Annotated in this window: 23 protein-coding genes and 1 tRNA gene; 13 read left to right on the forward strand and 11 right to left on the reverse strand. The window is 64.3% G+C overall.

From position 1 onward, the window contains the following. Positions 1 to 265 precede the first annotated feature (265 nt). Entirely contained in the window at positions 266 to 1,990 is a 1,725-nt protein-coding gene (gene poxB, locus QE444_RS01645) for a ubiquinone-dependent pyruvate dehydrogenase (RefSeq protein WP_309737203.1), read from the forward strand. Between the two features lie 18 nt (positions 1,991 to 2,008). Here poxB and QE444_RS01650 read toward each other — a convergent pair whose 3' ends face one another. Beyond that, positions 2,009 to 3,526 (reverse strand): sigma-54-dependent transcriptional regulator, encoded by a 1,518-nt coding sequence (locus tag QE444_RS01650; protein ID WP_309737204.1) that lies wholly within the window; start codon positions 3,524 to 3,526, stop codon positions 2,009 to 2,011. A gap of 88 nt (positions 3,527 to 3,614) precedes the next feature. Between QE444_RS01650 and QE444_RS01655 the strand changes: the two genes are divergently transcribed. From QE444_RS01655 to QE444_RS01665, 3 genes are all read left to right on the forward strand, one after another. Beyond that, positions 3,615 to 4,049, forward strand: a complete 435-nt coding sequence (locus QE444_RS01655) for a MarR family transcriptional regulator (RefSeq protein WP_309737205.1) — start codon at positions 3,615 to 3,617, stop codon at positions 4,047 to 4,049. A 150-nt stretch (positions 4,050 to 4,199) separates the two neighbouring features. Beyond that, positions 4,200 to 4,616 carry an organic hydroperoxide resistance protein gene (locus tag QE444_RS01660; RefSeq protein WP_064309165.1) on the forward strand — a complete coding sequence of 139 codons (417 nt, stop codon included), beginning with the start codon at positions 4,200 to 4,202 and terminating at the stop codon, positions 4,614 to 4,616. A 67-nt stretch (positions 4,617 to 4,683) separates the two neighbouring features. Next, positions 4,684 to 5,709: an alpha/beta hydrolase gene (locus QE444_RS01665; RefSeq protein ID WP_309737206.1), complete on the forward strand. Its 1,026-nt coding sequence runs from the start codon at positions 4,684 to 4,686 to the stop codon at positions 5,707 to 5,709. A gap of 57 nt (positions 5,710 to 5,766) precedes the next feature. On the opposite strand, the gene QE444_RS01670 is transcribed toward QE444_RS01665, so the two are convergent. Continuing rightward, complete coding sequence (locus tag QE444_RS01670) at positions 5,767 to 6,675, reverse strand: LysR substrate-binding domain-containing protein (protein ID WP_309737207.1); 909 nt, start codon at positions 6,673 to 6,675, stop codon at positions 5,767 to 5,769. A 104-nt stretch (positions 6,676 to 6,779) separates the two neighbouring features. Here QE444_RS01670 and QE444_RS01675 point away from each other — a divergent pair, with 104 nt between their 5' ends. From QE444_RS01675 to nfsB, 3 genes are read left to right on the forward strand one after another with little or no spacing between them, the layout of a single operon-like run. Further along, complete coding sequence (locus tag QE444_RS01675; protein WP_309737208.1) at positions 6,780 to 7,787, forward strand: zinc-binding alcohol dehydrogenase family protein; 1,008 nt, start codon at positions 6,780 to 6,782, stop codon at positions 7,785 to 7,787. Next, complete coding sequence (locus QE444_RS01680; protein WP_309737209.1) at positions 7,787 to 8,935, forward strand: L-dopachrome tautomerase-related protein; 1,149 nt, start codon at positions 7,787 to 7,789, stop codon at positions 8,933 to 8,935. The genes QE444_RS01675 and QE444_RS01680 overlap by 1 nt, the downstream gene beginning before the upstream one ends. Positions 8,936 to 8,953: 18 nt before the next feature. Continuing rightward, complete coding sequence (gene nfsB / locus QE444_RS01685; protein ID WP_309737210.1) at positions 8,954 to 9,601, forward strand: oxygen-insensitive NAD(P)H nitroreductase; 648 nt, start codon at positions 8,954 to 8,956, stop codon at positions 9,599 to 9,601. A gap of 224 nt (positions 9,602 to 9,825) precedes the next feature. Here nfsB and QE444_RS01690 read toward each other — a convergent pair whose 3' ends face one another. Continuing rightward, the gene (locus QE444_RS01690; RefSeq protein WP_183632426.1) at positions 9,826 to 10,827 is read right to left on the reverse strand and encodes an LLM class flavin-dependent oxidoreductase; all 1,002 of its coding nucleotides are present in this window, start codon (positions 10,825 to 10,827) and stop codon (positions 9,826 to 9,828) included. Continuing rightward, positions 10,811 to 11,221: a helix-turn-helix domain-containing protein gene (locus QE444_RS01695; RefSeq protein ID WP_133860060.1), complete on the reverse strand. Its 411-nt coding sequence runs from the start codon at positions 11,219 to 11,221 to the stop codon at positions 10,811 to 10,813. Before QE444_RS01695 ends, QE444_RS01690 begins: the two co-directional genes overlap by 17 nt. A 195-nt stretch (positions 11,222 to 11,416) precedes the next feature. Here QE444_RS01695 and betI point away from each other — a divergent pair, with 195 nt between their 5' ends. From betI to betA, 3 genes are all read left to right on the forward strand, one after another. After that, entirely contained in the window at positions 11,417 to 12,004 is a 588-nt protein-coding gene (gene betI / locus QE444_RS01700; RefSeq protein WP_183632425.1) for a transcriptional regulator BetI, read from the forward strand. Between the two features lie 261 nt (positions 12,005 to 12,265). After that, complete coding sequence (betB, locus tag QE444_RS01705) at positions 12,266 to 13,738, forward strand: betaine-aldehyde dehydrogenase (RefSeq protein ID WP_309737213.1); 1,473 nt, start codon at positions 12,266 to 12,268, stop codon at positions 13,736 to 13,738. Between the two features lie 90 nt (positions 13,739 to 13,828). Beyond that, the gene (gene betA / locus QE444_RS01710) at positions 13,829 to 15,571 is read left to right on the forward strand and encodes a choline dehydrogenase (RefSeq protein ID WP_309737214.1); all 1,743 of its coding nucleotides are present in this window, start codon (positions 13,829 to 13,831) and stop codon (positions 15,569 to 15,571) included. A 141-nt stretch (positions 15,572 to 15,712) separates the two neighbouring features. Here betA and QE444_RS01715 read toward each other — a convergent pair whose 3' ends face one another. Then, on the reverse strand, positions 15,713 to 16,060 hold the full coding sequence (locus QE444_RS01715) for a hypothetical protein (RefSeq protein WP_208693460.1): 348 nt from the start codon (positions 16,058 to 16,060) through the stop codon (positions 15,713 to 15,715). A 118-nt stretch (positions 16,061 to 16,178) separates the two neighbouring features. Here QE444_RS01715 and QE444_RS01720 point away from each other — a divergent pair. From QE444_RS01720 to QE444_RS01730, 3 genes are all read left to right on the forward strand, one after another. After that, positions 16,179 to 16,254 (forward strand) — tRNA-Thr (locus QE444_RS01720). A gap of 247 nt (positions 16,255 to 16,501) precedes the next feature. Continuing rightward, on the forward strand, positions 16,502 to 16,789 hold the full coding sequence (locus tag QE444_RS01725; RefSeq protein WP_263258630.1) for a hypothetical protein: 288 nt from the start codon (positions 16,502 to 16,504) through the stop codon (positions 16,787 to 16,789). Positions 16,790 to 16,956: 167 nt separating this feature from the next. Continuing rightward, positions 16,957 to 17,328 (forward strand): hypothetical protein, encoded by a 372-nt coding sequence (locus QE444_RS01730; RefSeq protein ID WP_309737217.1) that lies wholly within the window; start codon positions 16,957 to 16,959, stop codon positions 17,326 to 17,328. Between the two features lie 662 nt (positions 17,329 to 17,990). Here the strand turns inward: QE444_RS01730 and QE444_RS01735 are convergent. From QE444_RS01735 to QE444_RS01760, 6 genes are all read right to left on the reverse strand, one after another. After that, on the reverse strand, positions 17,991 to 18,152 hold the full coding sequence (locus tag QE444_RS01735; RefSeq protein ID WP_309737218.1) for a hypothetical protein: 162 nt from the start codon (positions 18,150 to 18,152) through the stop codon (positions 17,991 to 17,993). Further along, positions 18,104 to 18,271 carry a hypothetical protein gene (locus QE444_RS01740; RefSeq protein ID WP_309742053.1) on the reverse strand — a complete coding sequence of 56 codons (168 nt, stop codon included), beginning with the start codon at positions 18,269 to 18,271 and terminating at the stop codon, positions 18,104 to 18,106. The genes QE444_RS01735 and QE444_RS01740 overlap by 49 nt, the downstream gene beginning before the upstream one ends. 9 nt (positions 18,272 to 18,280) lie before the next feature. Then, the gene (locus tag QE444_RS01745; protein WP_405046396.1) at positions 18,281 to 18,562 is read right to left on the reverse strand and encodes a type II toxin-antitoxin system RelE/ParE family toxin; all 282 of its coding nucleotides are present in this window, start codon (positions 18,560 to 18,562) and stop codon (positions 18,281 to 18,283) included. A gap of 404 nt (positions 18,563 to 18,966) precedes the next feature. Beyond that, positions 18,967 to 20,361: a TolC family outer membrane protein gene (locus tag QE444_RS01750; protein ID WP_309737219.1), complete on the reverse strand. Its 1,395-nt coding sequence runs from the start codon at positions 20,359 to 20,361 to the stop codon at positions 18,967 to 18,969. Between the two features lie 4 nt (positions 20,362 to 20,365). After that, entirely contained in the window at positions 20,366 to 21,688 is a 1,323-nt protein-coding gene (locus QE444_RS01755; RefSeq protein ID WP_309737220.1) for an HlyD family type I secretion periplasmic adaptor subunit, read from the reverse strand. Continuing rightward, positions 21,688 to 23,451: a type I secretion system permease/ATPase gene (locus QE444_RS01760; RefSeq protein WP_309737221.1), complete on the reverse strand. Its 1,764-nt coding sequence runs from the start codon at positions 23,449 to 23,451 to the stop codon at positions 21,688 to 21,690. The genes QE444_RS01755 and QE444_RS01760 overlap by 1 nt, the downstream gene beginning before the upstream one ends. Positions 23,452 to 23,558: the final 107 nt, after the last annotated feature.

The raw sequence follows: 23,558 nt of genomic DNA on the forward strand, positions 1-23,558 counted from the left end.
TCCCATATTAGGGGCAAGGCTAGATCTGTCAATCGGCATGCTCCCGACACTACGCGATACAGCTGGCATAGCGCTCTTCTCGCGGATGGCATATGGCGAAGCCTGGGCGAGAACGCCGGAGCCGGGAATGTCACCGGAGCCTGAGACCAGATTCAGACAAAAGCACCAACGCGAACTTCCGCCCCGCTTCATCGGACCAACAAGGCACAACAAGACCTCTGCCAAGCGGCTTTGCCCTCTCCCATCCTTGTCTGGAGTCTTTGTCATGGCTGTGAAAACCGTTGCCGATCTGCTCGTCGCCACCCTCGAAGCTGCTGGTGTGGACACCATCTGGGGCCTGCCGGGCGATTCGCTCAACGGCCTCACCGAAAGCCTGCGCAAGCGCGACCGTATCCGCTGGCGCGGGGTGCGGCATGAAGAAGCCGCTGCCTTCGCCGCTAGTGCCGCGGCCGATACCAGCGGACGCCTGGCGGTCTGCGCCGGCTCCTGCGGTCCGGGCAACCTGCACCTGATCAACGGCCTGTTCGACGCCCAGCGCAGCGGCGCGCCGGTGCTGGCCATTGCCGCCCAGATTCCTTCCAGCGAGATCGGCCTGGGCTATTTCCAGGAGACCCATCCGGAGCGGCTGTTTCGCGACTGCAGCGACTTTTGCGAGGTGGTTTCCCATCCCGAGCAGCTGCCGCGCATCCTCGAGACCGCCATGCGCTCGGCCATCCTCAACCGTTCGGTGTCGGTGGTGGTGATTCCCGGCGACGTGGCCCTAGCCGAGGCGCCGATCAAGGAAGCCCAGTGGAGCGAACCGGTGCATCCGGTTGTTGTACCGCCGGAGGCCGAACTGGATGCCCTGGCCGAATTGCTGGCCGGGGAAAAGCGCATCACCCTGCTCTGCGGCGCCGGGTGCGCCGGTGCCCATGCCCAGGTGGTGGCCCTAGCCGAGCGGCTGCAGGCGCCGGTGGTGCATGCCCTGCGCGGCAAGGCCCATATCGAGTACTCGAACCCCTATGGCGTGGGCATGACCGGCCTGATCGGCTTTTCGTCCGGCTATCATGCGCTCAAGGAATGCGACCTGCTGCTGATGCTGGGCAGCAACTTCCCCTATCGCAACTTCTTCCCGGATCACGGTCGGGTGGTGCAGATCGACGTGCGCGGCGCCCACCTAGGCGTGCGTACCCCGCTGCTCAAGGGGCTGGTGGGCGACGTCCGTGCCACCCTCGACGCCCTGCTGCCGCGCCTCCAGCCCAACAGCCACAGCCGCTTCCTGGAAAAGGCCCAGCAGCACTACCGCAAGACCCGCGCCGAGCTGGACGAACTGGCCACCGCCACCGCCGATGGCGAGCCGCTGCATCCGCAGTACCTCACCACCCGCGTCAGTGAACTGGCCGCACCGGACGCCCTCTTCACCTGCGATGTCGGCACTCCCACGGTGTGGGCGGCGCGCTACCTGGCGATGAATTTCGAGCGCAAGCTGGCCGGCTCCTTCACCCACGGCTCCATGGCCAATGCCCTGCCCCAGGCCATGGGCCTGCAGGCGGCCTATCCTGATCGCCAGGTGGTGGCGCTGGCCGGCGACGGCGGGCTGTCCATGCTGCTGGGCGAACTGGCGACCCTGGCCAGCGAGAAGCTGCCGGTCAAGGTCATCGTCTACGACAACGCCACCCTGGGCTTCGTCGCCATGGAGATGAAGGCCGCCGGCATGATCGACGAGACCACGGATCTCGCCGCCGTCGACTTCGCCCAGGTAGCCGAAGCCTGCGGTGTGCGCGGCTGGAAGGTGGAATCGGCCAGCCTGCTCGACGCCACCCTGGAAGAGGCCTTCGCCCACCCCGGCCCGGCGCTGGTGGACGTGCGCATCGCCAAGCAGGAGCTGTCGCTGCCACCGAAGATCGAGGCCGCCCAGGCCAAGGGCTTCAGCCTCTACATGCTGCGCGCGGTGATGAGTGGCCGCGGCAGCGAGGTGGTGGACCTGGCCAAGACCAACGTGCTGCGCTGATCCGGACGCCTGCGGCCTCTAGCGCCGCGGGATGCCGTAACGCCGCAGGCGCATGGCGATGGCCGAGTGGGACGTCTGCAAGCGCGCGGCCAGCTGGCGACTAGATGGATACTGCGGATAGAGCCGCTCCAGCAGCGCCGCCTCGTAGCCCTGGACGGCGGCCTCCAGGGTGCTAACTTCGGTCTCGACCTGCCCCGCCACCGCCGTGCCGGCCAGGTCGAGGTCGTCGACATCGATCTGGCCGCTCTCGCTGATGGCGGCGGCGCGAAAAAGGATGTTCTGCAATTGCCGTACGTTGCCCGGCCAGGCGTTGCCCAGCAGCACGCCATAGGTGGCCGGGGCCAGGCGGCACGGTGGCCGGCCGATCTGGGCACAGGCCTGCTGCAGGAAATGGCGCGCCAGCAGCAGGATGTCCTGACCGCGCTCGCGCAGGGCCGGCACCTGCAGGCTGAGCACATTGAGGCGATAGAAAAGGTCCTCGCGAAAGGTACCGGCGGCGACCATGGCCTGCAGGTCGCGATGGGTGGCGGCGAGGATGCGCACATTGACCTTGGTTTCCTGGGCTCCGCCGACGCGGCGGAAGGTGCCATCCGAGAGGAATCTCAGCAGCTTGGCCTGCAGGTAGGGCGACATCTCCCCGACCTCGTCGAGAAACACCGTGCCCTGATCGGCCAGCTCCAGCAGGCCCGGCTTGCCGCCGCGCTGGGCGCCGGTGAAGGCCCCCGGGGCATACCCGAACAGTTCGCTCTCGGCCAGGCTCTCCGGCAGGGCCGCGCAATTCAGGGCCAGAAAGGGCGCCTCGCGCCGCGCACTGGCGGCGTGACAGGCGCGCGCCACCAACTCCTTGCCGGTACCGGTCTCGCCGAGGATCAGCAGTGGCGCTTCCAGGGCAGCCAGGCGCTGGGCGCGGGCCTTGAGGGTACGGATGGCCGCGCAGTCGCCGAGCAGCGAATCGAAGCCCTCGGGGGTGTCGTGGCGCAGCGCTGAGAGGCGGCCACCGATACGACTGGGTGCATAGAGGGTCAGCAGCCCGCCGGCCAGGCCGCCGACCGGCTCACCGATGGGGGTGGCGTCCAGCAGCAGCGCCTGGCCGCGCAGCACCACCTCGCGCAGGGGCAGACGAAAGCCTTGATCCAGCAATTCGGCGGGCAATTCGCTGTCGTTGAAGAGTTCGGCCAGGGTGTTGCCGGCGCCCTCCCCGGCTAGGGCGGCAAAGGCCGGATTGGCCAGCAGGATGCGGCCCTCGCCGTCCACCGCGAGCACCGGATCGGCCATGGCGGCGAGCAGGGCGTCGAGTTGCAGGGAGCGCCGCTGGCCCGGCAGGATATCCACCACCCGCACCGCCTCGACCCCTACCACGGTCAGCAGGGCGGCGCGCAATTCCTCCAGCACCTCTGCGCTCAAGGTCGGCGCATCGATGTAGACATTGGGCGGCACCATCTCCACGGCGTCCAGATTGAGATTGCGGGCACCGAGCAGCGCCAGGACTTCCTGGGTGATGCCGACACGATCGATGAACGACACATGGATACGCATGGAAACCCTGGGGTCTGAAAACTAAAGGGCTAATGCTACCCAAATGCTCGGGGTAGAATCACTTCTCATTTACCCAGGCGGGACCGCCATGACCAACAAAGACCCTCTTCTGCTCGATCAGCAGCTGTGCTTCGCGCTGTACTCCACCTCGCTGGCCATGACCAAGGTGTACAAGCCGTTGCTCGAAGAGGTGGGCCTGACCTACCCGCAGTACCTGATGATGCTTGTGCTCTGGGAAAACGACCGCCTGCCGCTTAAGGAGCTGGCGCGTCGGCTGCACCAGGACTCCGGGGCTCTGACCCCGGTGCTCAAGCGCCTGGAAGCCGAGGGCTATGTGACCCGGCAACGCAGTGCCGAGGACGAGCGCAATCTGTCCATCGAGCTGACCGAGTCTGGCCGAACCCTGCGCGAGCGGGCCCAGAAGATCAACGGCACCATCAGCGGCTACTGCGCGCTGGGTGACGCGGAGATGACCCGCCTGCGCGAAAATCTGATGACCCTGCGCGCCAAACTGGAACGTTGATCCTCGCCGACCGCTGCCATTGGTCGGCTGCCTCCGAAAATATATTTGCGCGATAACTAATATCGCGATAACTTAAATCCGTACTCGGGCCAGCCATCCCGGTAACGACCCGACCAAACAGTTATCGCGATACGCAAATTGGAGCACGCCATGAACATCCTCTATACCGCTTCCGCAACCAGCACCGGTGGCCGCGACGGCCGTTCTATCAGCAGCGACAAGGCCCTGGACGTGCAGCTGTCCACGCCCAAGGAGCTGGGCGGTGCCGGGGGTGCCGGAACCAACCCCGAGCAACTCTTTGCCGCAGGCTATTCCGCCTGCTTCATCGGCGCACTCAAGTTCGTCGGCGCTAAGGAAAAGATCGCCGTGCCGGCGGACGTCAGCGTGACCGCCCAGGTCGGCATCGGCCCGATCCCCACCGGTTTCGCCCTGGACGTCGAACTCGTCATCAGCCTGCCGGGCCTGGAGCGCGCCGTGGCCGAAGACCTGGTCGAGAAAGCCCACCAGGTCTGCCCCTACTCTAACGCTACCCGCGGCAACGTGGACGTGCGCCTGACCCTAGCCTAAGGGTCGCGGCACCCCAAGGCGCCTCAGCCGAGGTGCCCGGTCCTTCCTGCTCGAGGAGTAACCCGTCATGCGTACCGTCTCTCGTCTGCTTGGCCTTTCCGCGCTCACCCTGGCCCTGGGCAGCGCCTTCGCCGCACCCCAGCCCGATCCGCATCTGGAGCGCACCACTCAGGGCTTCGTCGACGCCCTGAACGGCAGCGGTGGCAAACCCCTGGAAACCCTGAGCCCCAAGGACGCCCGTGCGGTGCTGTCCGGCGCCCAGGCCGGCGTCAAGGTCGATCTCTCAGGGGTCAAGACCAGTGAAAAGACCATCCAGGTCGACGGCAAGCCGCTGCAGCTGACCATCGTCCGTCCGGCGAACGCCAAGGGGCAGACGCCGGCCTTCATGTTCTTCCATGGCGGCGGCTGGGTGCTGGGTGATTTTCCTACCCATCAGCGCCTGGTGCGTGACCTGGTGGTGGCGTCCGGCGCCACGGCGGTGTTCGTCAACTACACCCCGAGTCCGGAGGCCCACTTCCCGGTGGCCATCAACCAGGCCTATGCCGCGACCCAATGGGTCGCCGAGCATGGCAAGGAGATCAATGTCGACGGCAGTCGCCTGGCGGTGGCCGGCAACAGCGTCGGCGGCAACATGGCCGCGGTGGTCAGCCTGATGGCCAAGGACAAGGGCACGCCCAAGCTGCGTTACCAGGTGCTGTTCTGGCCAGTGACCGATGCCAGTTTCGACAACGGCTCCTACCAGACCTATGCCGAGGGCCGCTTCCTGACCCGCAACATGATGAAGTGGTTCTGGGACAACTACACCACCAGCGAGACCGAGCGCGCCAACGTCTACGCCTCGCCGTTGCGGGCCAGCGAGGCCCAGCTCAAGGGCCTGCCGCCAGCGCTGGTGCAGACCGCCGAGAACGACGTGCTGCGTGATGAAGGCGAGGCTTATGCCCGCAAGCTCAACGCGGCCGGCGTCGATGTCGTCCAGGTGCGCTACAACGGCATGATCCATGACTACGGCCTGCTCAACGTCCTGGCCAAGGTGCCCGAGGTCCAGGCTTCGCTGACCCAGGCCGGTCAGCTGCTCAAGCAGCACCTGCAGTAAGACTGGGCGTGGTACCCGAGGGGGTGGTTCCGTTCGCGGAGCCACCCCCTTTTCCTTTCAGGGCTGCTTGCCCAGGGCCGCGAAGCGTTCCGCCAGCCAGCCATGCAGCTGCCGCACGGCGGGCGAGAATTGCCGCCGGTGCGGGCAGAACAGTTGCAACGGCAGGACCTCGCCAGGCTGGTCGGGCAACACCCGCACCAGCCGTCCGGTCTCGAGATCGTCGCGCATGTCCAGCCAGGACTTGTAGACGATGCCCTCCCCGGCCACCGCCCAGCGCCGCACCACTTCGGCATCGTCGCTCTGCAAGGGTCCGCTGACGGCCACCTGGCGCAGGCCACCGTCGGCCTGTGGAAAGCTCCACTTGTCATAGGTGCGACCATGCAGCTGGTAGAGCAGGCAGGCGTGTCCGGACAGGTCGTCCAGGTTGCGCGGCGCACCCTGGCGGGCCAGATAGGTCGGCGCCGCCGCCAGCAGCCGGCGGTTGTCAGGGGCGAGCGGCAGGGCCACCAGGCTGTCATCCTGACTCCGGCCGTAGCGGATGGCGATGTCCACCGGATCGCGGTAGACGTCGGCCTGCTGGTCCGAGACGTAAAGCCTGAGCGTCAGGCCGGGATGGCGCTGACGAAACTCGGCCAGCCAGGGCAACAAGAGATTGCGCCCCAGATCCGAAGGCGCCGCCACCTGCAGCACCCCCCGCAATTCCGGACTCTCCCCCTGCAACCGCTCGCGCCCCTCGCGCAGGGTCTCAAGCACCTCACGGGCGTAGGGCAGATAGGCCTCGCCCTCGGCGGTCAGTCGCAGGCTGCGGGTCGAACGGGCGAACAGGCGGATGCCCAGTTCGCGTTCCAGCCGGCCGATGGCGGCGCTCACCTGACCCGGCAAGAGGTCTGCCTCGCGGGCCGCGCGGGAAAAGCTGCCCAGGGCGGCGGAACGCACGAAGAGGCCAAGGTCATCGAAGCGGATCATTTTCACTCCTGCAGTGAAGGTGCTATCCGATTCTGCCGCTTTTTCCGACCGACAATGAAGACGACCATGGCCTCATGTTTCTCATCGTACAAAGGAATCCGCCCATGAAAGCCATCATCCACGTCGACACCACCCTGCCCGCCAGCGATCCCCGTGCCCTGCAGGACGCGGTGCTGACCGATCCCACGCCCGAAGCCCATGATCTGCTGGTGGAAGTCCGCGCCGTGTCGGTCAATCCAGTCGACACCAAGGTGCGCCAGGGCCTGGTGCAGCGCGAGTCCAAGGTGCTGGGCTGGGACGTCTCCGGCGTGGTACGGCAGGTGGGCAGCGCCGTCAGCCGCTTCGTCGTGGGTGACGAGGTCTACTACGCCGGCGAGCTGTTCCGTCCCGGCTGCAACAGCGAGCTGCACCTGGTCGACGAACACCTGGCCGGCCACAAGCCGAAAAGCCTGGATCATGCCCAGGCCGCGGCCCTGCCGCTGACCGCCATCACCGCCTGGGAACTGCTGTTCGACCGTCTCGGCGCAAGCGAAGGCGGCGGCGCCGGCCAACAGCTGCTGGTGATGGGCGCGGCGGGCGGCGTCGGTTCCGTGCTGGTGCAGCTGGCCCGCCAGCTCACCGAGCTGACCGTGATCGGTACCGCCTCGCGCCAGGAAACCCAGGATTGGGTACGCCAGCTGGGTGCCCATCACGTCATCGATCATCACCAGCCACTACGGCCCCAGCTCGAGGCCCTGGGCCTGGACGGCGTGACCCTGGTCGCCAGCCTCACCCACACCGATGAGCACTTCACCCAGCTGGTGGATGTCCTGCGGCCCCAGGGCCGTCTCGGCGTCATCGACGATCCGGCGCAACTCGACGTGGTGCCGATGAAGGCTAAGTCGCTGTCGCTGCACTGGGAACTGATGTTCACCCGCTCGCTGTTCCAGACCCCGGACAAGGTGCGCCAGCACGAGATCCTCGAACGCGTCGCCGGGCTGATCGACCAGGGCACGCTCAAGACCACCCTCGGCGAGCACCTCGGCCGCATCGATGCCGCCAACCTGCGCCGCGCCCACGCCCAGCTGGAAAGCCACCAGGCTCGCGGCAAGCTCGTGCTGGAGGGTTTCTGATGCCTCGCTGCAGTGCCCTGACCCTCGCCGTCGCCCTGGCCGTGGGTAGCCTGACGGCCCAGGCCGCGCCGCTGCCCCAGGAGCGTACCCTGGGCCAGCTGGAGCAGGTGTTCGCCTTCCAGGACGCCATGCCCACCGGGGTCACCGTCAGCGAGACCGGTCGGATCTTCGTCAACTATCCGCGCTGGGGCGACGACGTGCCTTTCACCGTCGCCGAACTCAAGGACGGCAAGGCGGTGCCCTACCCGGATGCCGCGTTGAACGTGGAAACGCCCGGTCAGCCGGGCAAGGGTTTCATCAGCGTGCAGAGCGTGGTGGCCGATGGGCGCGGTCACCTCTGGGTGCTGGATACCGCCGCACCGGGCTTTGCCGCGCCCAAGGCCGGCGGCGTCAAGCTGGTGGCCATCGACCTCAAGACCAACAAGGTCGCCAGGACCCTGGTCTTCCCCGCGGCGGTGCTCGAACCCAACAGCTACGTCAACGACGTGCGCTTCGACTTTCGCGTCGGTCGCGCCGGGGTGGCCTATGTCACCGACTCGGCGCCGCCGGGCGGTCTGATCGTCCTCGACCTCGCCACCGGCCAGGCCCAGCGCCGCCTGACCGGCGCGCCCCAGGCCAACGTCGATCCCAGCTTCGTCCCGGTGGTGGAAGGCGAGCCGCTGCTGATGCAGCGTCCCGATGGCAGCAAGGTTCGGCCAGCCATCGCCAGCGACGGCATCGCTCTCTCGCCCGACGGCGGCACCCTCTACTTCAGCCCGCTATCCAGTCGCCATCTCTATGCCGTGCCCACCGCCCTGCTGCGTGATCCCAAGGCGAACGAGGCCCAGGTCCGCGCCGAAGTGCAGGATCTCGGCGAAAAGGGCGCCTCCGACGGCCTCGAAGCCGATGCCCGGGGCCGTGTCTATGCCGGCGACTACGAGCACAACGCCGTGCGCCAGCGCCAGGCCGACGGCAGCTGGAAGACCCTGGTCCACGATCCGCGCGTGCTGTGGCCCGATACCTTCAGCATCGGTCCGGACGGCTACCTCTACTTCACCGCTAACCAGCTCCATCGCCAGGCCCAGTTCCACGGCGGCCAGGACCTGCGCCAGAAGCCCTACAGCCTGTTCCGCGTCAAGATCGACGCCCAGCCGGCCCCTACCCACTGATCCGATCAGGAGTTATCCATGCAGCTGTCCCAGATCGCCCGTACCCGCTACACCACCAAGGCCTTCGACGGCTCCCGCAGCATCCCCGCCGAACAGGTCGAGGAACTGCTGGAGCTGCTCCGCCAGGCGCCCTCCTCGGTCAATTCCCAGCCGTGGCACTTCGTGGTTGCCGCCAGCGCCGAGGCCAAGGCGCGCGTCGCCCGTGGCATGCAGAGCCCCTACAACGAGCCCAAGGTGCTGCCGGCCTCCCACGTCATAGTGCTCTGCACCCGCCTGGAAATGACCGAGGGCCATCTGGCCCAGGTGCTGGAGCAGGAAGCCCGGGACGGCCGCTTCGCCAAGCCCGAGGCGCGCGCCACCCAGGACGGTACCCGTCGTCATTTCGTCGACCTGCATCGTTATGAGCGCAAGGATGTGCAGCACTGGATGGAGAAGCAGACCTACCTGGCCCTGGGCACCCTACTGCTGGGCGCCGCCGCCCTGGGCATCGATGCCACCCCCATGGAGGGCTTCGACGCCAACAGCCTGGACCAGGAGCTGGGTCTGCGCGAACAGGGCTACACGGCCCTGGTGGTGGTCGGCCTGGGCTATCGTGGCGAGAGCGACTTCAACGCCGCCCTGCCCAAGTCCCGCCTGACCCGCGAACAGGTCTTCACCTTCCTGTAAGACAGGCCTCCGTAGCGTGGACAACGGCGCAGTAGCCGCCAGTGGAAAACGCTGGCGCGGTTTTCCACGCTACGACGCGTAGGTTGGGTTGAGCGCAGCGAAGCCCAGCAAGGGCAGCAGGTGCCTTCCTGCGGACATGAAAAAGCCGACCGCTACAAAGGGTCGGCTTTTTCATTTGGGCCTGTCGGGCTGAGCGCAGCGTAGCCCAACAGGCCCAGCTCCCATCAGCCGCCCTTCAGATCCGCCAGGATCGAGAAGGCACGCAACCGATCCGCCTGCTCGTAGACGTCGCAGGTAAAGATCAGCTCGTCGGCATCGGTCTTCTCCAGCAACAGCTCCAGACGCTCGCGGACCTTGTCCGGGCCACCGATCACCGCCATGCCGAGGAAGCTCGACACCGACTCCTTCTCGTGGGGCAGCCAGACCCCTTCCATGCTACGCACCGGCGGCTGCAGACGCAGGCTGTCGCCGCGGAACAGGGCGAGGATGCGCTGGTAGACGGTGGTGGCCAGGTAATTGGCCTCGTCGTCGCTGTCGGCCGCTACCAGGGGTACCCCGAGCATCACGTAGGGACGATCGAGCACTTCGGACGGCTTGAAGTTTTCGCGATAGAGCCGGATTGCCTCATGTACATAGCGCGGTGCGAAATGTGAAGCGAAGGCGTAGGGCAGGCCCTTGGCCGCCGCCAGCTGGGCACTGAACAGGCTCGACCCCAGCAGCCAGATCGGCACCTCGGTGCCCACGCCGGGCATGGCGATCACGCCCTGCCCCGGCTGCTGCGGCCCGAAGTAGTGCTGCAGCTCTTCCACATCCCGCGGGAAGTCGTCGGAACTGCCCAGGCGGTCGCGCCGCAGGGCATAGGCGGTACGCTGATCCGAGCCCGGCGCGCGGCCCAGGCCAAGTTCGATGCGGCCCGGATACAGCGAGGCCAGGGTGCCGAACTGCTCGGCCACCACCAAGGGCGCATGGTTGGGCAGCATGATCCCGCCCGAACCCAAGCGCAGGGTGCTGGTGCCGGCGGCCAGATAGCCCAGCAACACGCTGGTCGCGGAGCTGGCGATACCATCCATGTTGTGGTGCTCCGCCACCCAGTAGCGGGAAAAGTCGAGCTGCTCGACATGGCGCGCCAGGGTCAGGGCATTGTGCAGCGCCTGGGTCGCATCACCGTCGTCGCGGATGGGGACGAGGTCGAGGACCGACAGGGCGGTCTTAGAGAGACGGGTCATCAGGATTCTCCTCGGCGACCTGATCGTAGGCCGCCCTGTGGCGCTGAATGAAAGGCTGCTTCGCGGAGGCCCAGGCGGCCAGGGCGCCTACCGGCACCATCAGACTCTGGCCCAGCTCGGTGAGGGCGTATTCCACCTGGGGCGGCTTGGTCGGCGTCACCGTGCGGGACACCAGGCCATCGCGCTCCAGCTGACGCAGGGTCACGCTGAGCATGCGTTGGGAAATGCCGTCGACCCGCCGGCGCAACTCGTTGAAGCGCAGCGGGCCCGGTTCCAGAGTAAAGAGCGTGAGCAAGGACCAAGCATCGCCGATCCGGTCCAGCACATCCCGAATGGGACAGGCATGGGCATGCAGGCGGCGACGGCTGGAGATACGACTGACCACGGCGTCCATGGCGATCCTCGAAGCAGAACTGGTTCCCAGCCTACGCCTTTCGGGCGGTTATTAAAAGTAACCACCTATCAGGACTGGTATTGCCGCTTTGCCCAGGGCACAATCCAGAAGGTCGTGACCGTTTTTATTGATTGAACGTTCAATAAAAAATAGTTACCCTCCGAGGCTCCTTCCGCTCTGTTCAGGAGATGCCTCGTGCCCAAGGTCGGGATGCAGCCCATCCGCCGTTCGCAGCTCATCGCCGCGACCCTCGAAGCCGTCGACGAAGTCGGCATGGGCGACGCCAGTATCGCCTTCATCGCCCGCAAGGCCGGCGTCTCCAACGGCATCATCAGCCACTATTTCCAAGACAAGAACGGCCTGCTCGAAGCCACCATGCGGCATTTGATGAATGCCCTGCGCCAGGCCGTGCGCGAACGTCGCGCCGCCCTACCCGGTGACGACCCCGCCGCCAACCTGCGTGCCATCATCCAGGGCAACTTCGACGATACCCAAGTCAGCGGCCCGGCCATGAAGACCTGGCTGGCCTTCTGGGCCACCAGCATGCACCAGCCCAATCTGCGCCGCCTGCAACGCATCAACGACCTGCGCCTCTACTCGAACCTCTGCTGGCAATTCCGCCGCCTCCTGCCCCATCAGCAGGCGCGCGCCTCGGCCCGCGGCCTGGCCGCTATCATCGACGGCCTCTGGCTGCGCGGCGCCCTCTCCGGCGACACCTTCAATACCCAGCAGGCCCTGCAGATCGCCTACGACTACCTGGACCTGCAACTGGCCAAGGCCTGACGCCTCCCTGATCGCTTAGACCCTGCCCGGCTTGCTCCGGTCAGGGCACTCCGTCCGCGTTCCCTCCCCCTCCCCGCTCCGACAGAACCGCTCTGGGCTGCCCATCGCCCCGTTTCGGCATGCCTGCGAATTTTTCATTGATTGAACGTTCAATAAAAATTAAGTAGACTGGATTCATCGCTGGCGCAGAGAGACCTTTCTATTGCGCCCCCTGTGTTCCTTGCGGGTGCCACGGCGCCCGCCCAGCCTGGGAGAACGTCCATGGCCCGTTTCGCCGAACAGCAGCTGTACATCGGTGGCCGTTATGTCGCCGCCACCGGTGGTGCCACCTTCGAAACCCTGAATCCCGCCACCGGCGAGGTGCTCGCCACGGTGCAGAGCGCCAGCCGCGCCGACGTGGACAAGGCGGTGGCCGCCGCCGCCGAAGGCCAGAAGGTCTGGGCCGCGATGACCGCCATGCAGCGCTCGCGCATCCTGCGCAAGGCCGTGGACATCCTCCGCGAGCGCAACGACGAGCTGGCGCTGCTAGAAACCCTCGACACCGGCAAGGCCCTGTCCGAGACCCAGGCCGTGGACATCGTCACCGGCGCCGACGTGCTCGAGTACTACGCCGGTCTCGTTCCGGCCCTTGAAGGCGAACAGATCCCGCTGCGCGAGACTTCCTTCGTCTATACCCGCCGCGAGCCACTGGGCGTGGTCGCCGGCATCGGCGCCTGGAACTACCCGATCCAGATCGCCCTGTGGAAATCCGCCCCGGCCCTGGCCGCCGGCAATGCCATGATCTTCAAGCCCAGCGAAGTCACCCCGCTGACCGCGCTGAAGCTGGCCGAGATCTACACCGAGGCCGGCCTGCCCGCTGGCGTCTTCAACGTGGTCAATGGCGTCGGCCCGGAGGTCGGCGTAGCGCTGACCGAGCATCCCGGCATCGAGAAGATCTCCTTCACCGGCGGCGTCGCCACCGGCAAGAAGGTCATGGCCAGCGCTGCCGGCTCGACCCTCAAGGAAGTCACCATGGAACTGGGCGGCAAGTCGCCGCTGATCGTCTGTGACGACGCCGACCTGGAGCGCGCCGCCGACATCGCCGTCATGGCCAACTTCTTCAGCTCCGGCCAGGTCTGCACCAACGGTACCCGGGTCTTCGTGCCCCAGGCACTCAAGGCCGACTTCGAGGCCAAGGTGGTGGAGCGGGTCAAGCGCATCAAGCTGGGCGATCCCCTGGCCGCCGAGACCAACTTCGGGCCGCTGGTCAGCACCCCGCACCTGGAAAAGGTGCTGGGCTACATCTCCCAGGGCCTGGCCGAAGGCGCCCGCCTGCTCACCGGTGGCGAGCGCGTCACCCAGGGCGAACTGGCCAAGGGCAACTTCGTCGCCCCCACCGTCTTCACCGATTGCCGTGACGACATGGCCATCGCCCGCGAAGAGATCTTCGGCCCGGTCATGAGCATCCTGGCCTATGCCGACGAGGACGAGGTGGTGCGCCGCGCCAACGACACCGAGTACGGCCTGGCGGCCGGCGTGGTCACCCGTGACCTGGCCCGCGCCCACCGCATGATCCATCGCCTGGAAGCCGGCATCTGCTGGATCAACACCTGGGGCGAATCCCCCGCCGAGATGCCGGTGGGTGGCTACAAGCACTCCGGCGTCGGTCGCGAGAACGGCCTCACCACCCTCGGCCACTACACCCGCATCAAGTCGGTGCAGGTCGAGCTGGGCGACTACGCCTCGATCTTCTAAGCCGCTTCCGTAGCGCTTTTCTCCCCTCTCCGCTGGAGAGGGCCCGGGGCTGGGGCCCGACCCCACCCGCCGTCAGGAGGAGACTTTTTCATGGCACACGAATTCGATTACATCGTCATAGGCGCCGGCTCGGCCGGCAACGTCCTGGCCACCCGGCTGACCGAAGACCAAGACGTCACCGTCCTGCTGCTGGAAGCCGGCGGCCCCGACTACCGCCTGGACTTCCGCACCCAGATGCCGGCCGCCCTCGCCTATCCGCTACAGGGCAAGCAGTACAACTGGGCCTACCAGACCGAGCCCGAGCCGCACATGGACAATCGCCGGATGGAATGCGGTCGCGGCAAGGGCCTGGGCGGCTCCTCGCTGATCAACGGCATGTGCTACATCCGCGGCAACGCCCTGGACTATGACAACTGGGCGCAACTCGACGGTCTGGACGACTGGACCTACCTCGACTGCCTGCCCTACTTCCGCAAGGCCGAGAAGCGCGATGCCGGTGGCAACGACTGGCACGGCGGCGACGGCCCGGTCTCGGTGACCACCGCCAAGCCGAACACCAATCCGCTGTTCGAAGCCATGGTCGAAGCCGGTGTCCAGGCGGGTTATCCGCGCACCGAAGACCTCAACGGCTATCAGCAGGAAGGCTTCGGTCCGATGGACCGCTTCGTCACCCCGAACGGCCGGCGCTCCAGCACCGCCCGCGGCTATCTGGACCAGGCCAAGGGTCGCCCGAATCTGACCATCGTCACCCACGCCACCACCGATCGCATCCTCTTCGAGGGCAAGCGCGCCAATGGCGTCGCCTACATGAAAGGCGATTCCCTGGAAGCCATCACCGTGCGCGCCCGCCGCGAGGTGCTGCTCTGCGCCGGCGCCATCGCCTCGCCGCAGATCCTGCAGCGCTCCGGCGTCGGCCCCGCGCCGCTGCTGCGTCGCTTCGACATCCCGCTGGTCCACGACCTGCCGGGTGTCGGCCAGAATCTGCAGGACCACCTGGAGATGTACCTGCAATACGAGTGCAAGCAGCCGGTCTCGCTGTACCCGGCGCTGAAGTGGTACAACCAGCCGCAGATCGGCCTGGAATGGATGCTCAAGGGCACCGGCCTGGGCGCCAGCAACCACTTCGAGGCGGGCGGTTTCATCCGCTCCAGCGAGGAGTTCCACTGGCCCAACATCCAGTACCACTTCCTGCCGATCGCCATCAATTACAACGGCACCAATGCCATCGAGGCCCATGGCTTCCAGGCCCACGTCGGCTCCATGCGCTCGCCCAGCCGCGGCCGCATCGAACTGACCTCGCGCGATCCGCGCCAGCACCCCAGCATCCTGTTCAACTACATGAGCACCGAACAGGACTGGCGTGAATTCCGCGACGGCATTCGCCTGACCCGCGAGATCATGCAGCAGCCGGCACTGGATCCCTATCGTGGCGAAGAGATCAACCCGGGCCGTGATTGCGTGACCGACGCCCAGCTGGACGCCTTCGTGCGCTCCCATGCCGAGACCGCCTATCACCCGTCCTGCTCCAACAAGATGGGCACCGACGACATGGCGGTGGTCGACGGCGCCGGTCGCGTGCACGGCCTGGAAGGCCTGCGCGTAGTGGACGCCTCCATCATGCCGATCATCGCGACGGGCAACCTCAATGCCCCGACCATCATGATCGCCGAAAAGATCGCCGACAAAATCCGTGGTCGCGCCCCGCTGCCGCGCAGCAACGCCGCCTACTACGTCGCCAACGGCGCCCCGGTACGGGGTACTCCCATGCGCGACGTCAATGGCCAGCGCGCCGCCGAGCCGGTACCGCAGCGCCGTAACCAACCGGCCGCCTGATCCCAGGCAGCGGAACGCAAGAAGGGCGCCCGAGGGCGCCCTTCTTGTATATGCCTTTCCAGGTGACGACGGGCAGTCCGCTCTTCCCCTCTCCCTCGGGGGAGAGAGCCAGGGTGAGGGCAGCCCGCCCAGCCGCTCACCTCACAGGCAATCCTTCACCGCCGTCAGAATGGTCCGCGGCCGCAGCGGATTGTTGGCCATCTGCTCACGCAGCTGGATCCGCGTACCGCGCGATGCCGACCCGATGTCGATGATGGCCGCCGTGGCGCCCGGCACCTTGCTGTCCACCAGCACGCGCTGCCCACTGCTGCCCTGCGGCTGGACCAGCACATGCCGACCGTCCTTCTCCAGGCCGGTCACCAGGCAGGTGCGATAGTCCTCGGCACTCTTGCCCGTGCGCAGCTCCATGGGCGGATTGCGCTCAAGATTCGCCTGGGTGGTACAACCCGCCAGGGCAGCGGCCAGGAAGGCCAGGGTCTTCGTTCTCATCAGTGGCTCCTTGCAAGCTCTTTGCCCTATTTTAGCCTCAGCTGGCTTACGCCAGCCTTAACCTACGCACATCCTTGGTTTACAAGGGCTTTTCCATGGCTATAATGGCCTCCCCCTTGCCGGTATAGCTCAGCTGGTAGAGCAACTGACTTGTAATCAGTAGGTCCCGGGTTCGACTCCTGGTGCCGGCACCATCTACTCCAAGTGTCACAGCGGCTTCGTGCTAGGTCATACCAGCAGCGACGTCACAAGCGACACCTTTGCCACCCCGGTTCAGCGCAGACCGATCTGATCCTCTGGCCTTTGGCGCGCGCTATCACTCATCCCCTAGACCGGTCGATGGCTATTCATCGGACTGATGGTGATAGTGGCCACTGAACGTAAGGTTAGGGATGACCTCCCATGCCTGAGGCCATTCTGGTCTCCTCGAGAGGTAGTCTGATGATCATCGAAATGCGTACTTGGGCCCGAGTAGGTTCGTCACGCGCAGGCCCCAGTACAAACGGCCCACTGTCAGTGCTGCAGAGCTCCATCAACAGCCTTCACTTGGCCAACCAGGCGCGCAAAGAGCAACTCAAGCCGTTATCGGAAGAGGCGGTTGAGCCCAATCCTATCGAACCGCCAAATCCCGACACGCTTGATGTTCCAGGAACGACGGATGCTGATAAAGAAGTCGATCCGGGAGAAGTCGATGACCAAGCCGGTGCTGGCGACCCTCTGAACCGTTGATGAGCGCGCCGGGACCCTTCTGAGGTCGTGTCTTTGCCGCTCCACTCGTAGTCGGCAAAGAAGCTTATCCAGCGCTACGAAGATACAACGGTCTATGCCTCCTCGGTGGTAGTGCGATGCCAAGAGCGGCAGTTATCTGACCCCTATCGGACATCCGAGGATAAAATATGTCCTTCTTCTTAAGTGGCATTGGTAACTTGCAGGTACTGCTGGACAATTGTCTGCAACGCGAGCGTGACTATTTTAGTCAGCCTGCAGGACACCGTTGCTGCCCTGACCCATTCGTCTTCGCGCGAGCCGCACTGATTTACCGCAAGCGGCAGGACACGGGTGCCGAACGGGCAATCTGCGAGCGGTGGGATCTTATTCTCCAGGATTTTGAGCGCCAGGCGCAGGCGCTAGAAGCGACTGTGCGTGATAACGCCCTGAGTCTGCAGCTGCGTAACCGCAAGCAGCTGCTAGAGCGGCGCGACGCGGCGCAGATGCGATTGCTGCCGAGGCGAAGCAAGCCTGATTGGACGCCTAGTTCTGAACGATAAATCCGAGCGGATAAAATCGCTGATGCGACAAGCTGAATTTCGCACAGAGCTTAACCTTCAGCGCTGACCAACGGATACCGCCGGAAGCGGGTCATCTCCTCCGCCAGCTAGTTATTGATCTAAGCAAGCCACGTCTGCAGCGGCTCCAGCACGTTGGCGGCATACGCCTCCATACCGCATGGCCGTTGAGCTCCGGTTTTCCACGTTTCAGTGGTGCTCTCGCGGGTATTTGCGGTAGCGGGCAAATACCGGCTGACTGGCATTGTTAGTCTCTAGAACATGCCTATTTGCGCCGGCTCAATCATTTCAGGCACCACCAGATGTCGCGCATCGAAATCACGCATAGTGGCTTTGCTTTATCCAGCGCTTCAACGTTGTGCAGCTTGGCTACTGAGGAGTGAACCGCCTCAGAAATGTCGATTTGTACTTACGCCTTGTGGTCATTGCAGATCTCCGCCAGCCTTCATCAGCTCCGCGCGCATCAATTTGCTCATCACTGAGCGTGGCGTAGGCCTTAGATGCTGATCCTGATGATTTGCCGGATCGCTACGTAATGGTAAACGGATAGCAGTGATCAGGAGCCTGGCCCAACCGACGTACCTGAATGGACATCATCTGTATGCCCCCAAGGGCTGGGACAACACAACTGCTAACGCAAGAGGTCAGGCTGCGGCGATACGCTCGACTTCGGGTTGATCAACCTGTTCGGCTTCCCACTGGTCGTAGGCCGACTGCATAGACAGCCAGAACTTCGCTATGGACAAACCCGCACGCTCTAGGCGGACGACAAGATCCGCTCGAATGGGTTTGCGGCAATTGACCATGCCGGACAGATAAACGCGACTGAAATGAAGCTTGCGCGCCGCTTCAGCAATTTTAATGGAGTTTCTTCAAACACCGTTTCCAGAACGACGCCAGGATGCGGGGGATTGTGCATGGCCATAGGACCTCCTTAGTGGTAGTCGAGGTAGTCAATGAGTTCGGTATCTGTGCCATCAAAACGGAAGATCACCCGCCAGTTACCACTGATGGAAAGGGACCCGTAACCGGTCAGCTTCCCTTTGGGTGGATGCAGGCGAAAGCCTGGCATGTCGATCTCATCAGAGCTGGTGGCTTGATCTAATACGCCCAGCACCAGGGTCAACCGTTTCGCATGCGCGGGTTGAATGCCCTTCGTACTTCCCGTCTTGAAAAGGTCTCCAGGCCCTTGTGCTTGAACGTCATGATGAGACATGTGTAATCAATCCGTTTACACCTTCAAGATCTACAGTCGGAAAAAAACGCTGCGGGTAAGTTCCTAGCCAGCCAACCGTGCCTAACCGTCTGCTGGAAGGGTGTTCAAAGACGCGCGTCTATCGCACCGCAGAACTCAGACCTTGAAACGCTGAGGCTGGGCTACTGGAGGCGCGTGGCACACGCCCAAATGGCCTGGGGCTGCTGCCTGACTCAGATGCCTGCGCGATTGGAAACCTAACGCTAACGAGCGCGCTACTTCCTTTTGCCATCAGGCAACAGCGCCAATCTATTCTCGACGGGGCAACAATCGCGCCCATACAACTCCGCAACAAAAATGCCAGTCAGCGTTGGTTGACTGGCATTAGCCCGATGACCGGTTTTCTGTAAATCTAGGTAAGCCGGTCAGCTTTTATCGGCGTCTTCCGGCTTGAGCCCAGTCTTACGGGTCTCGTCGGGCTTGGGCACAGTCAGCCAGGCATTGATGCGCTGGATATCCGCGTCTTTGAAATCACCGCTCCAACGCAGCAGGACCAGCTGGTTGGTGATGAAGTCGTATTGCGCGCGTAGGTAATCGCGCCGGGCGCTGTACTCCTGGCGCACCGCATTCAGCACGTCCACCGCGGTAGCCGCGCCGAAGGAGAAGGACTTCTCGCTCGCCTCGCGCGCCTTGACCGCCGAGTTCAGCGCATTGCGCGATGACTCGATCTTGCTCAGGCTGGCAAAGCTCTTCAGGTAGGCGGTCTTGGTTTCCTTGACCACCTGGCGCCGCACCGACTCGTAATCCTCCTCGGCCGACTCCTGAGACCCGTACAGGCTTCGCGTCCGGGCGCTCACCGAACCACCGCTGTAGATTGGAATCTGCAAATTGAGGCTGGCTGAGTAGGTATCAATGGCCTCAGACGCAATCACGTTCTCGTAGGCGAAGTCACTGCGTTGCGCCCCAAATTGCAGACTCAGAGTGGGCAGGTGACCGGCCTTGGCCTCGCTGACGGCGTACTCGGCCGAATTCAGGGCTTCCTGCTTGGCCTGCAAGGCCGGATTGTGATTAATGGCCGACTGCACCCAGTCGGTTTCCGTACCCGGCAACGCGGTGAAGAGGGTGCGGTCATCGATGCGCTTGAAGGGCTGGTAGATGTCCCGCCCGACCAGTTCGGCCAGCGCTTCGCGAGTCACCTGGATCTGGTTCTTGGCTTCGATTTCCGCGGTCTTCAGGCTGTCCACCCGGGCAGACAGCTGCAGCTTGTCGGTGATGGTCGCCAGCTGCCGGTCGAATAGCGCCGAGACGCTGTCGAGGTTGCGCTGGGTCGCCTGGCGCTCGGCGGTGGCCAGTTCCAGTTCATCCTCGGCCGCCAGGGCGGCGAAGTAGCGCTGGACCACATCCGCGGCGGACTGGATGCGGGTGTCTTCGGCCAGCGAGCGATACTGCTTGGTGAGCTCACTGTACTTCTTGAAGCCACGCCAGGCGGCCGGGTTGTAGATCGCCTGGGTCAGACTCAGGTTGTAGGTCTGGCCGTCGTAGAACAGCGTCTGGGGACCTTCGGTGCGCTTGATGCGACTGGTGGAGGCGCCGCCGCTCAGCTGCGGCAGCATCTGGCCGAAGGCACCGTCCTGCTGCCCCTGACTGGCCTTGACCTGGGCATCCGCGCCACCGATGCGGGGATCGGATTCCATGGTCTTCTGGTAAAGCTGCCACAGATCCAGGTAGGCCGCCGGCTCATGGGTGGCGACAGGCGCCGCCTGACCCAGCAGCGGCAGGGCCAGACCCAGGGCGAGAAGCAGTCGGGCGGGCTTGAACATCGCCTTACTCCTCGATCATCGAACGCGCCATGGCATTGCGCGCCGGCTTGAGCAGATAGTTGAGCAGGGTACGGGCGCCGGTGTTGATCAGCACCTCGGCAGGCATGCCCGGCACCAGCTCGCGACGGCCCAGGTCGGCGCGGCCCTTGTCGGTCAGGGTCACGCGTGCCAGGTAGTAGGGCGCACCGGTCCGCTCGTTGGTGAAGCGGTCGGCGGAGATATAGACGACTTCGCCTTCCAGGATGGGGGTGGTGGCATTCTTGAAGGCGCTGAAGCGCACCTCGGCCAGCTTGCCCAGTTCGATACGGTCAATATCGTTAGGCTGCACCTCGACCTCGACCAGCAGGTCGGCGCCGAGCGGCACGATGTCCAGCAGGTGGGTACCAGGCGCCACGACGCCACCGATGGTGTGTACCGCCAGGCCCATGACCATGCCGTCGACCGGCGCCTTTATCTGGGTACGATTGACAGTGTCTTGTAGGGCACCAACCCGTTCACGCAGCTCGTAGATGCGCGACTGGGTCTCGGCCAGCTTGTTGGCTACGTCGGATTTGAATTTCTGGGTGGTCTGCAGGATCTGCAGCTTGGTTTCCCCTATCTGCACCTTGGCGCGGGCGATGGCCGATTGCTGATCGGCAATCTCGGCCTGCAGGCGCGACAGGTTGCGCTCCTGATCACGCAGGCGCTCGTTGTTGACGTAGCCCTGCTTGAGCAGTTCGCTCAGGTCCTTGATCTCGCTGCCATAGGACTGCGAGAGACCCTGCTTGCTCTGGATGACCGCCGCGAAGCCGCGGATCTGCTGCTCGAGCTCGGCGCTCTTGTTCTTGAGGACGTCGATTTCTCCCAGACGCGCATTGCGCTGGGCCAGGAAAATCTGCCGTTCGCTGTTGCGGGCTTCCTGGACGCGCTTGTCATCCTCGGGGAAGTCGCTGGTGCCGAAGGTCACGTCGTTGCGATCGTCACGCTCGGCAATTAGCCGTGCTTCCAAAGCTTGTGAGGCAATCAGCTGGCTGCGCGCGGCCTCGAGTTGGGCACGGGCCTGAGTATCATTGAGACGCATCAATATGTCGCCGGCTTTGACGTGGTCGCCGTCATGGACCATCAGCTCTTTAACGATACCGCCCTCTAAGTGCTGTACAGTTTTGCGCGAGCTTTTAACCGTAACATAACCCTGGGCAAGCACTGCACTGTCGAGCGGCGCAAGGCCGGCCCAGAGGCCGCCCAATCCGAATACGACGATTAGGATGATAAAGCCCAGTCGACGGACCGGCTTGTCAGAAACCTTCAGGCCCTCGGCCTCGGCTTCAACAAGATATTGGGTATTCATCAGGCCATACCTCCCGATTGCTCGCCGGCATCATCGGTTTTAGGCAGAGATTCGGTTTCAGCTGCTGCTACTGGCGTTGCAGCATTGCGACCCTGCAATTGCGCTAGCACCTGATCACGCTGACCTGACATGACAATTTGCCCTTCATTCATCACGATAAGGTTATCAACATAGGCCAGGACGCTAACGCGATGGGTCACGATGAACAGCGTTGCACCAGTCTGCTTCAGGCGTAGCAAAGCACCACCCAACGCCTTCTCCCCAAGCTCATCAAGGTTGGAGTTGGGCTCATCCAAAACAACCAGCCGGGGGTTACCGTAGACGGCACGCGCCAGACCAATGCGCTGACGCTGACCACCGGAGAGGACGCCGCTGTTGGCGCCGATGATGGTGTCGTACCCCTGGGGCAGGCGCAGGATCATCTCGTGTACACCAGCCAGTTCAGCAGCCTCGACCACGGCCTTGGCATCCACCTGACCAAAGCGGGCGATGTTGTCGCTGATGCTGCCGTCGAACAATTCGATGTCCTGCGGCAGGTAGCCAATGTACGGGCCAAGTTCCTCGCGCTTCCATTGAGCGATATCGGCGCCGTCCAGGCGAACCTTGCCGCTTTGCGCCGGCCAAATGCCCAACAGCGCGCGCGCCAGGGTCGACTTACCGGCCGCGCTGGCACCGAGAATGCCGACTGAGGCTCCTGCGGTAACGTTGAATGAAATACCTTTGAGCACTGCCTGGAAGGCACCCGGCGGTGTCAGGATCAGCTGCTCGACAGAGATATTGCCCTTGGGCGCTGGTAGCGACATGCGTGGCGGCTCGGCCTGTACATGACGCATCATCTCGTTCAGACGGGCGTACTGGCCACGTGCCGCGATGAAGCCTTTCCAACTGCCGATCATCAGATCGATAGGCGCCAAGGCGCGGCCCAGCAGCAGGGAGCCGGCGGTCATCAGGCCGGGGGTGATCTGGTGGTCGATGACCAGCCAGGCACCCAGGCCGAGGATCAGCGACTGCAGCACCATGCGCAGGGTCTTGGACAGGTTGCTCAGGGCGCCGCCGTGCTCGCTGGCACGTGCCTGCAGGGCCAGGACATGGGTATTGCGCTTGCGCCACTGTTTGAACAGGTTGGGCATCATGCCCATCGAGGCCACCACCTCGGCATTGCGCAGATTCTTGCTGGTGAACTGGGTCGCCTGCGCGTTTTCCTGGTTGGCCTCGGCCAGCCGCTTGCCGGTCAGCTTCTCGTTGGCATAGGCCAGGAGGATCAGCAGGATGGCGCCCAGCACGGTGAGGGCACCGAACAGCGGGTGGAAGAAGTACATCACCGCGATGTAGATCGGCAGCCAGGGGGCGTCGAAGAAGGCGAACAGCCCTTGCCCGGTCAGGAATTGGCGCAGACCCGTCAGGTCATTGAGGGGTTGCGCCGAGGCCTGGGCGCCGCCGGTGTAAAGCGCCTGCTTGAAGCTGGCGTCATAGAGACGCTCGTTGAGCACCAGGTCCAGGCGGGTGGAAACCCGCACCAGGATGCGTGAGCGGATCCATTCCAGAGCGCCGTAGGTCGCCATCAGCAGCAGCATGATCAGGGTGAGCATGACCAGCGTGGTGATGCTGCTGCTGCTCAGGACACGGTCGTAGACCTGCAGCATGTAGAAGGAGGGAACGAGCAGCAGCAGGTTGATGAAGAGGCTGAAAAAGCCGACCGTTAGAAAGCTGCCCTTGCAGGCAATCAACGCCTGCTCGAGATCTGTCTTGGGTTTGGATTGCATGCAGATACCAGCGGGGACAAGAAGGAACAAAACCGCAGGGTGCGGACTCTATCACAGGTTTTTGAGGGGTGTTCCCCCTACCCGCGGAGCCCGCGATCCTACCCGAT

This window comes from Pseudomonas sp. SORGH_AS_0199 (assembly GCF_031453735.1).
GTDB classification, from domain to species: Bacteria; Pseudomonadota; Gammaproteobacteria; order Pseudomonadales; family Pseudomonadaceae; genus Chryseomonas; species Chryseomonas aestiva.

What these genes read in the sequence shown, in the direction of transcription:
- poxB (WP_309737203.1), top strand. Translation starts at nt 266, where the DNA reads ATGGCTGTGAAAACCGTTGCCGATCTGCTCGTCGCCACCCTCGAAGCT.
- QE444_RS01650 (WP_309737204.1), bottom strand. Translation starts at nt 3,526, where the DNA reads ATGCGTATCCATGTGTCGTTCATCGATCGTGTCGGCATCACCCAGGAA.
- QE444_RS01655 (WP_309737205.1), top strand. Translation starts at nt 3,615, where the DNA reads ATGACCAACAAAGACCCTCTTCTGCTCGATCAGCAGCTGTGCTTCGCG.
- QE444_RS01660 (WP_064309165.1), top strand. Translation starts at nt 4,200, where the DNA reads ATGAACATCCTCTATACCGCTTCCGCAACCAGCACCGGTGGCCGCGAC.
- QE444_RS01665 (WP_309737206.1), top strand. Translation starts at nt 4,684, where the DNA reads ATGCGTACCGTCTCTCGTCTGCTTGGCCTTTCCGCGCTCACCCTGGCC.
- QE444_RS01670 (WP_309737207.1), bottom strand. Translation starts at nt 6,675, where the DNA reads ATGATCCGCTTCGATGACCTTGGCCTCTTCGTGCGTTCCGCCGCCCTG.
- QE444_RS01675 (WP_309737208.1), top strand. Translation starts at nt 6,780, where the DNA reads ATGAAAGCCATCATCCACGTCGACACCACCCTGCCCGCCAGCGATCCC.
- QE444_RS01680 (WP_309737209.1), top strand. Translation starts at nt 7,787, where the DNA reads ATGCCTCGCTGCAGTGCCCTGACCCTCGCCGTCGCCCTGGCCGTGGGT.
- nfsB (WP_309737210.1), top strand. Translation starts at nt 8,954, where the DNA reads ATGCAGCTGTCCCAGATCGCCCGTACCCGCTACACCACCAAGGCCTTC.
- QE444_RS01690 (WP_183632426.1), bottom strand. Translation starts at nt 10,827, where the DNA reads ATGACCCGTCTCTCTAAGACCGCCCTGTCGGTCCTCGACCTCGTCCCC.
- QE444_RS01695 (WP_133860060.1), bottom strand. Translation starts at nt 11,221, where the DNA reads ATGGACGCCGTGGTCAGTCGTATCTCCAGCCGTCGCCGCCTGCATGCC.
- betB (WP_309737213.1), top strand. Translation starts at nt 12,266, where the DNA reads ATGGCCCGTTTCGCCGAACAGCAGCTGTACATCGGTGGCCGTTATGTC.
- betA (WP_309737214.1), top strand. Translation starts at nt 13,829, where the DNA reads ATGGCACACGAATTCGATTACATCGTCATAGGCGCCGGCTCGGCCGGC.
- QE444_RS01715 (WP_208693460.1), bottom strand. Translation starts at nt 16,060, where the DNA reads ATGAGAACGAAGACCCTGGCCTTCCTGGCCGCTGCCCTGGCGGGTTGT.
- QE444_RS01725 (WP_263258630.1), top strand. Translation starts at nt 16,502, where the DNA reads ATGATCATCGAAATGCGTACTTGGGCCCGAGTAGGTTCGTCACGCGCA.
- QE444_RS01730 (WP_309737217.1), top strand. Translation starts at nt 16,957, where the DNA reads ATGTCCTTCTTCTTAAGTGGCATTGGTAACTTGCAGGTACTGCTGGAC.
- QE444_RS01735 (WP_309737218.1), bottom strand. Translation starts at nt 18,152, where the DNA reads ATGGTCAATTGCCGCAAACCCATTCGAGCGGATCTTGTCGTCCGCCTA.
- QE444_RS01740 (WP_309742053.1), bottom strand. Translation starts at nt 18,271, where the DNA reads ATGGCCATGCACAATCCCCCGCATCCTGGCGTCGTTCTGGAAACGGTG.
- QE444_RS01745 (WP_405046396.1), bottom strand. Translation starts at nt 18,562, where the DNA reads ATGTCTCATCATGACGTTCAAGCACAAGGGCCTGGAGACCTTTTCAAG.
- QE444_RS01750 (WP_309737219.1), bottom strand. Translation starts at nt 20,361, where the DNA reads ATGTTCAAGCCCGCCCGACTGCTTCTCGCCCTGGGTCTGGCCCTGCCG.
- QE444_RS01755 (WP_309737220.1), bottom strand. Translation starts at nt 21,688, where the DNA reads ATGAATACCCAATATCTTGTTGAAGCCGAGGCCGAGGGCCTGAAGGTT.
- QE444_RS01760 (WP_309737221.1), bottom strand. Translation starts at nt 23,451, where the DNA reads ATGCAATCCAAACCCAAGACAGATCTCGAGCAGGCGTTGATTGCCTGC.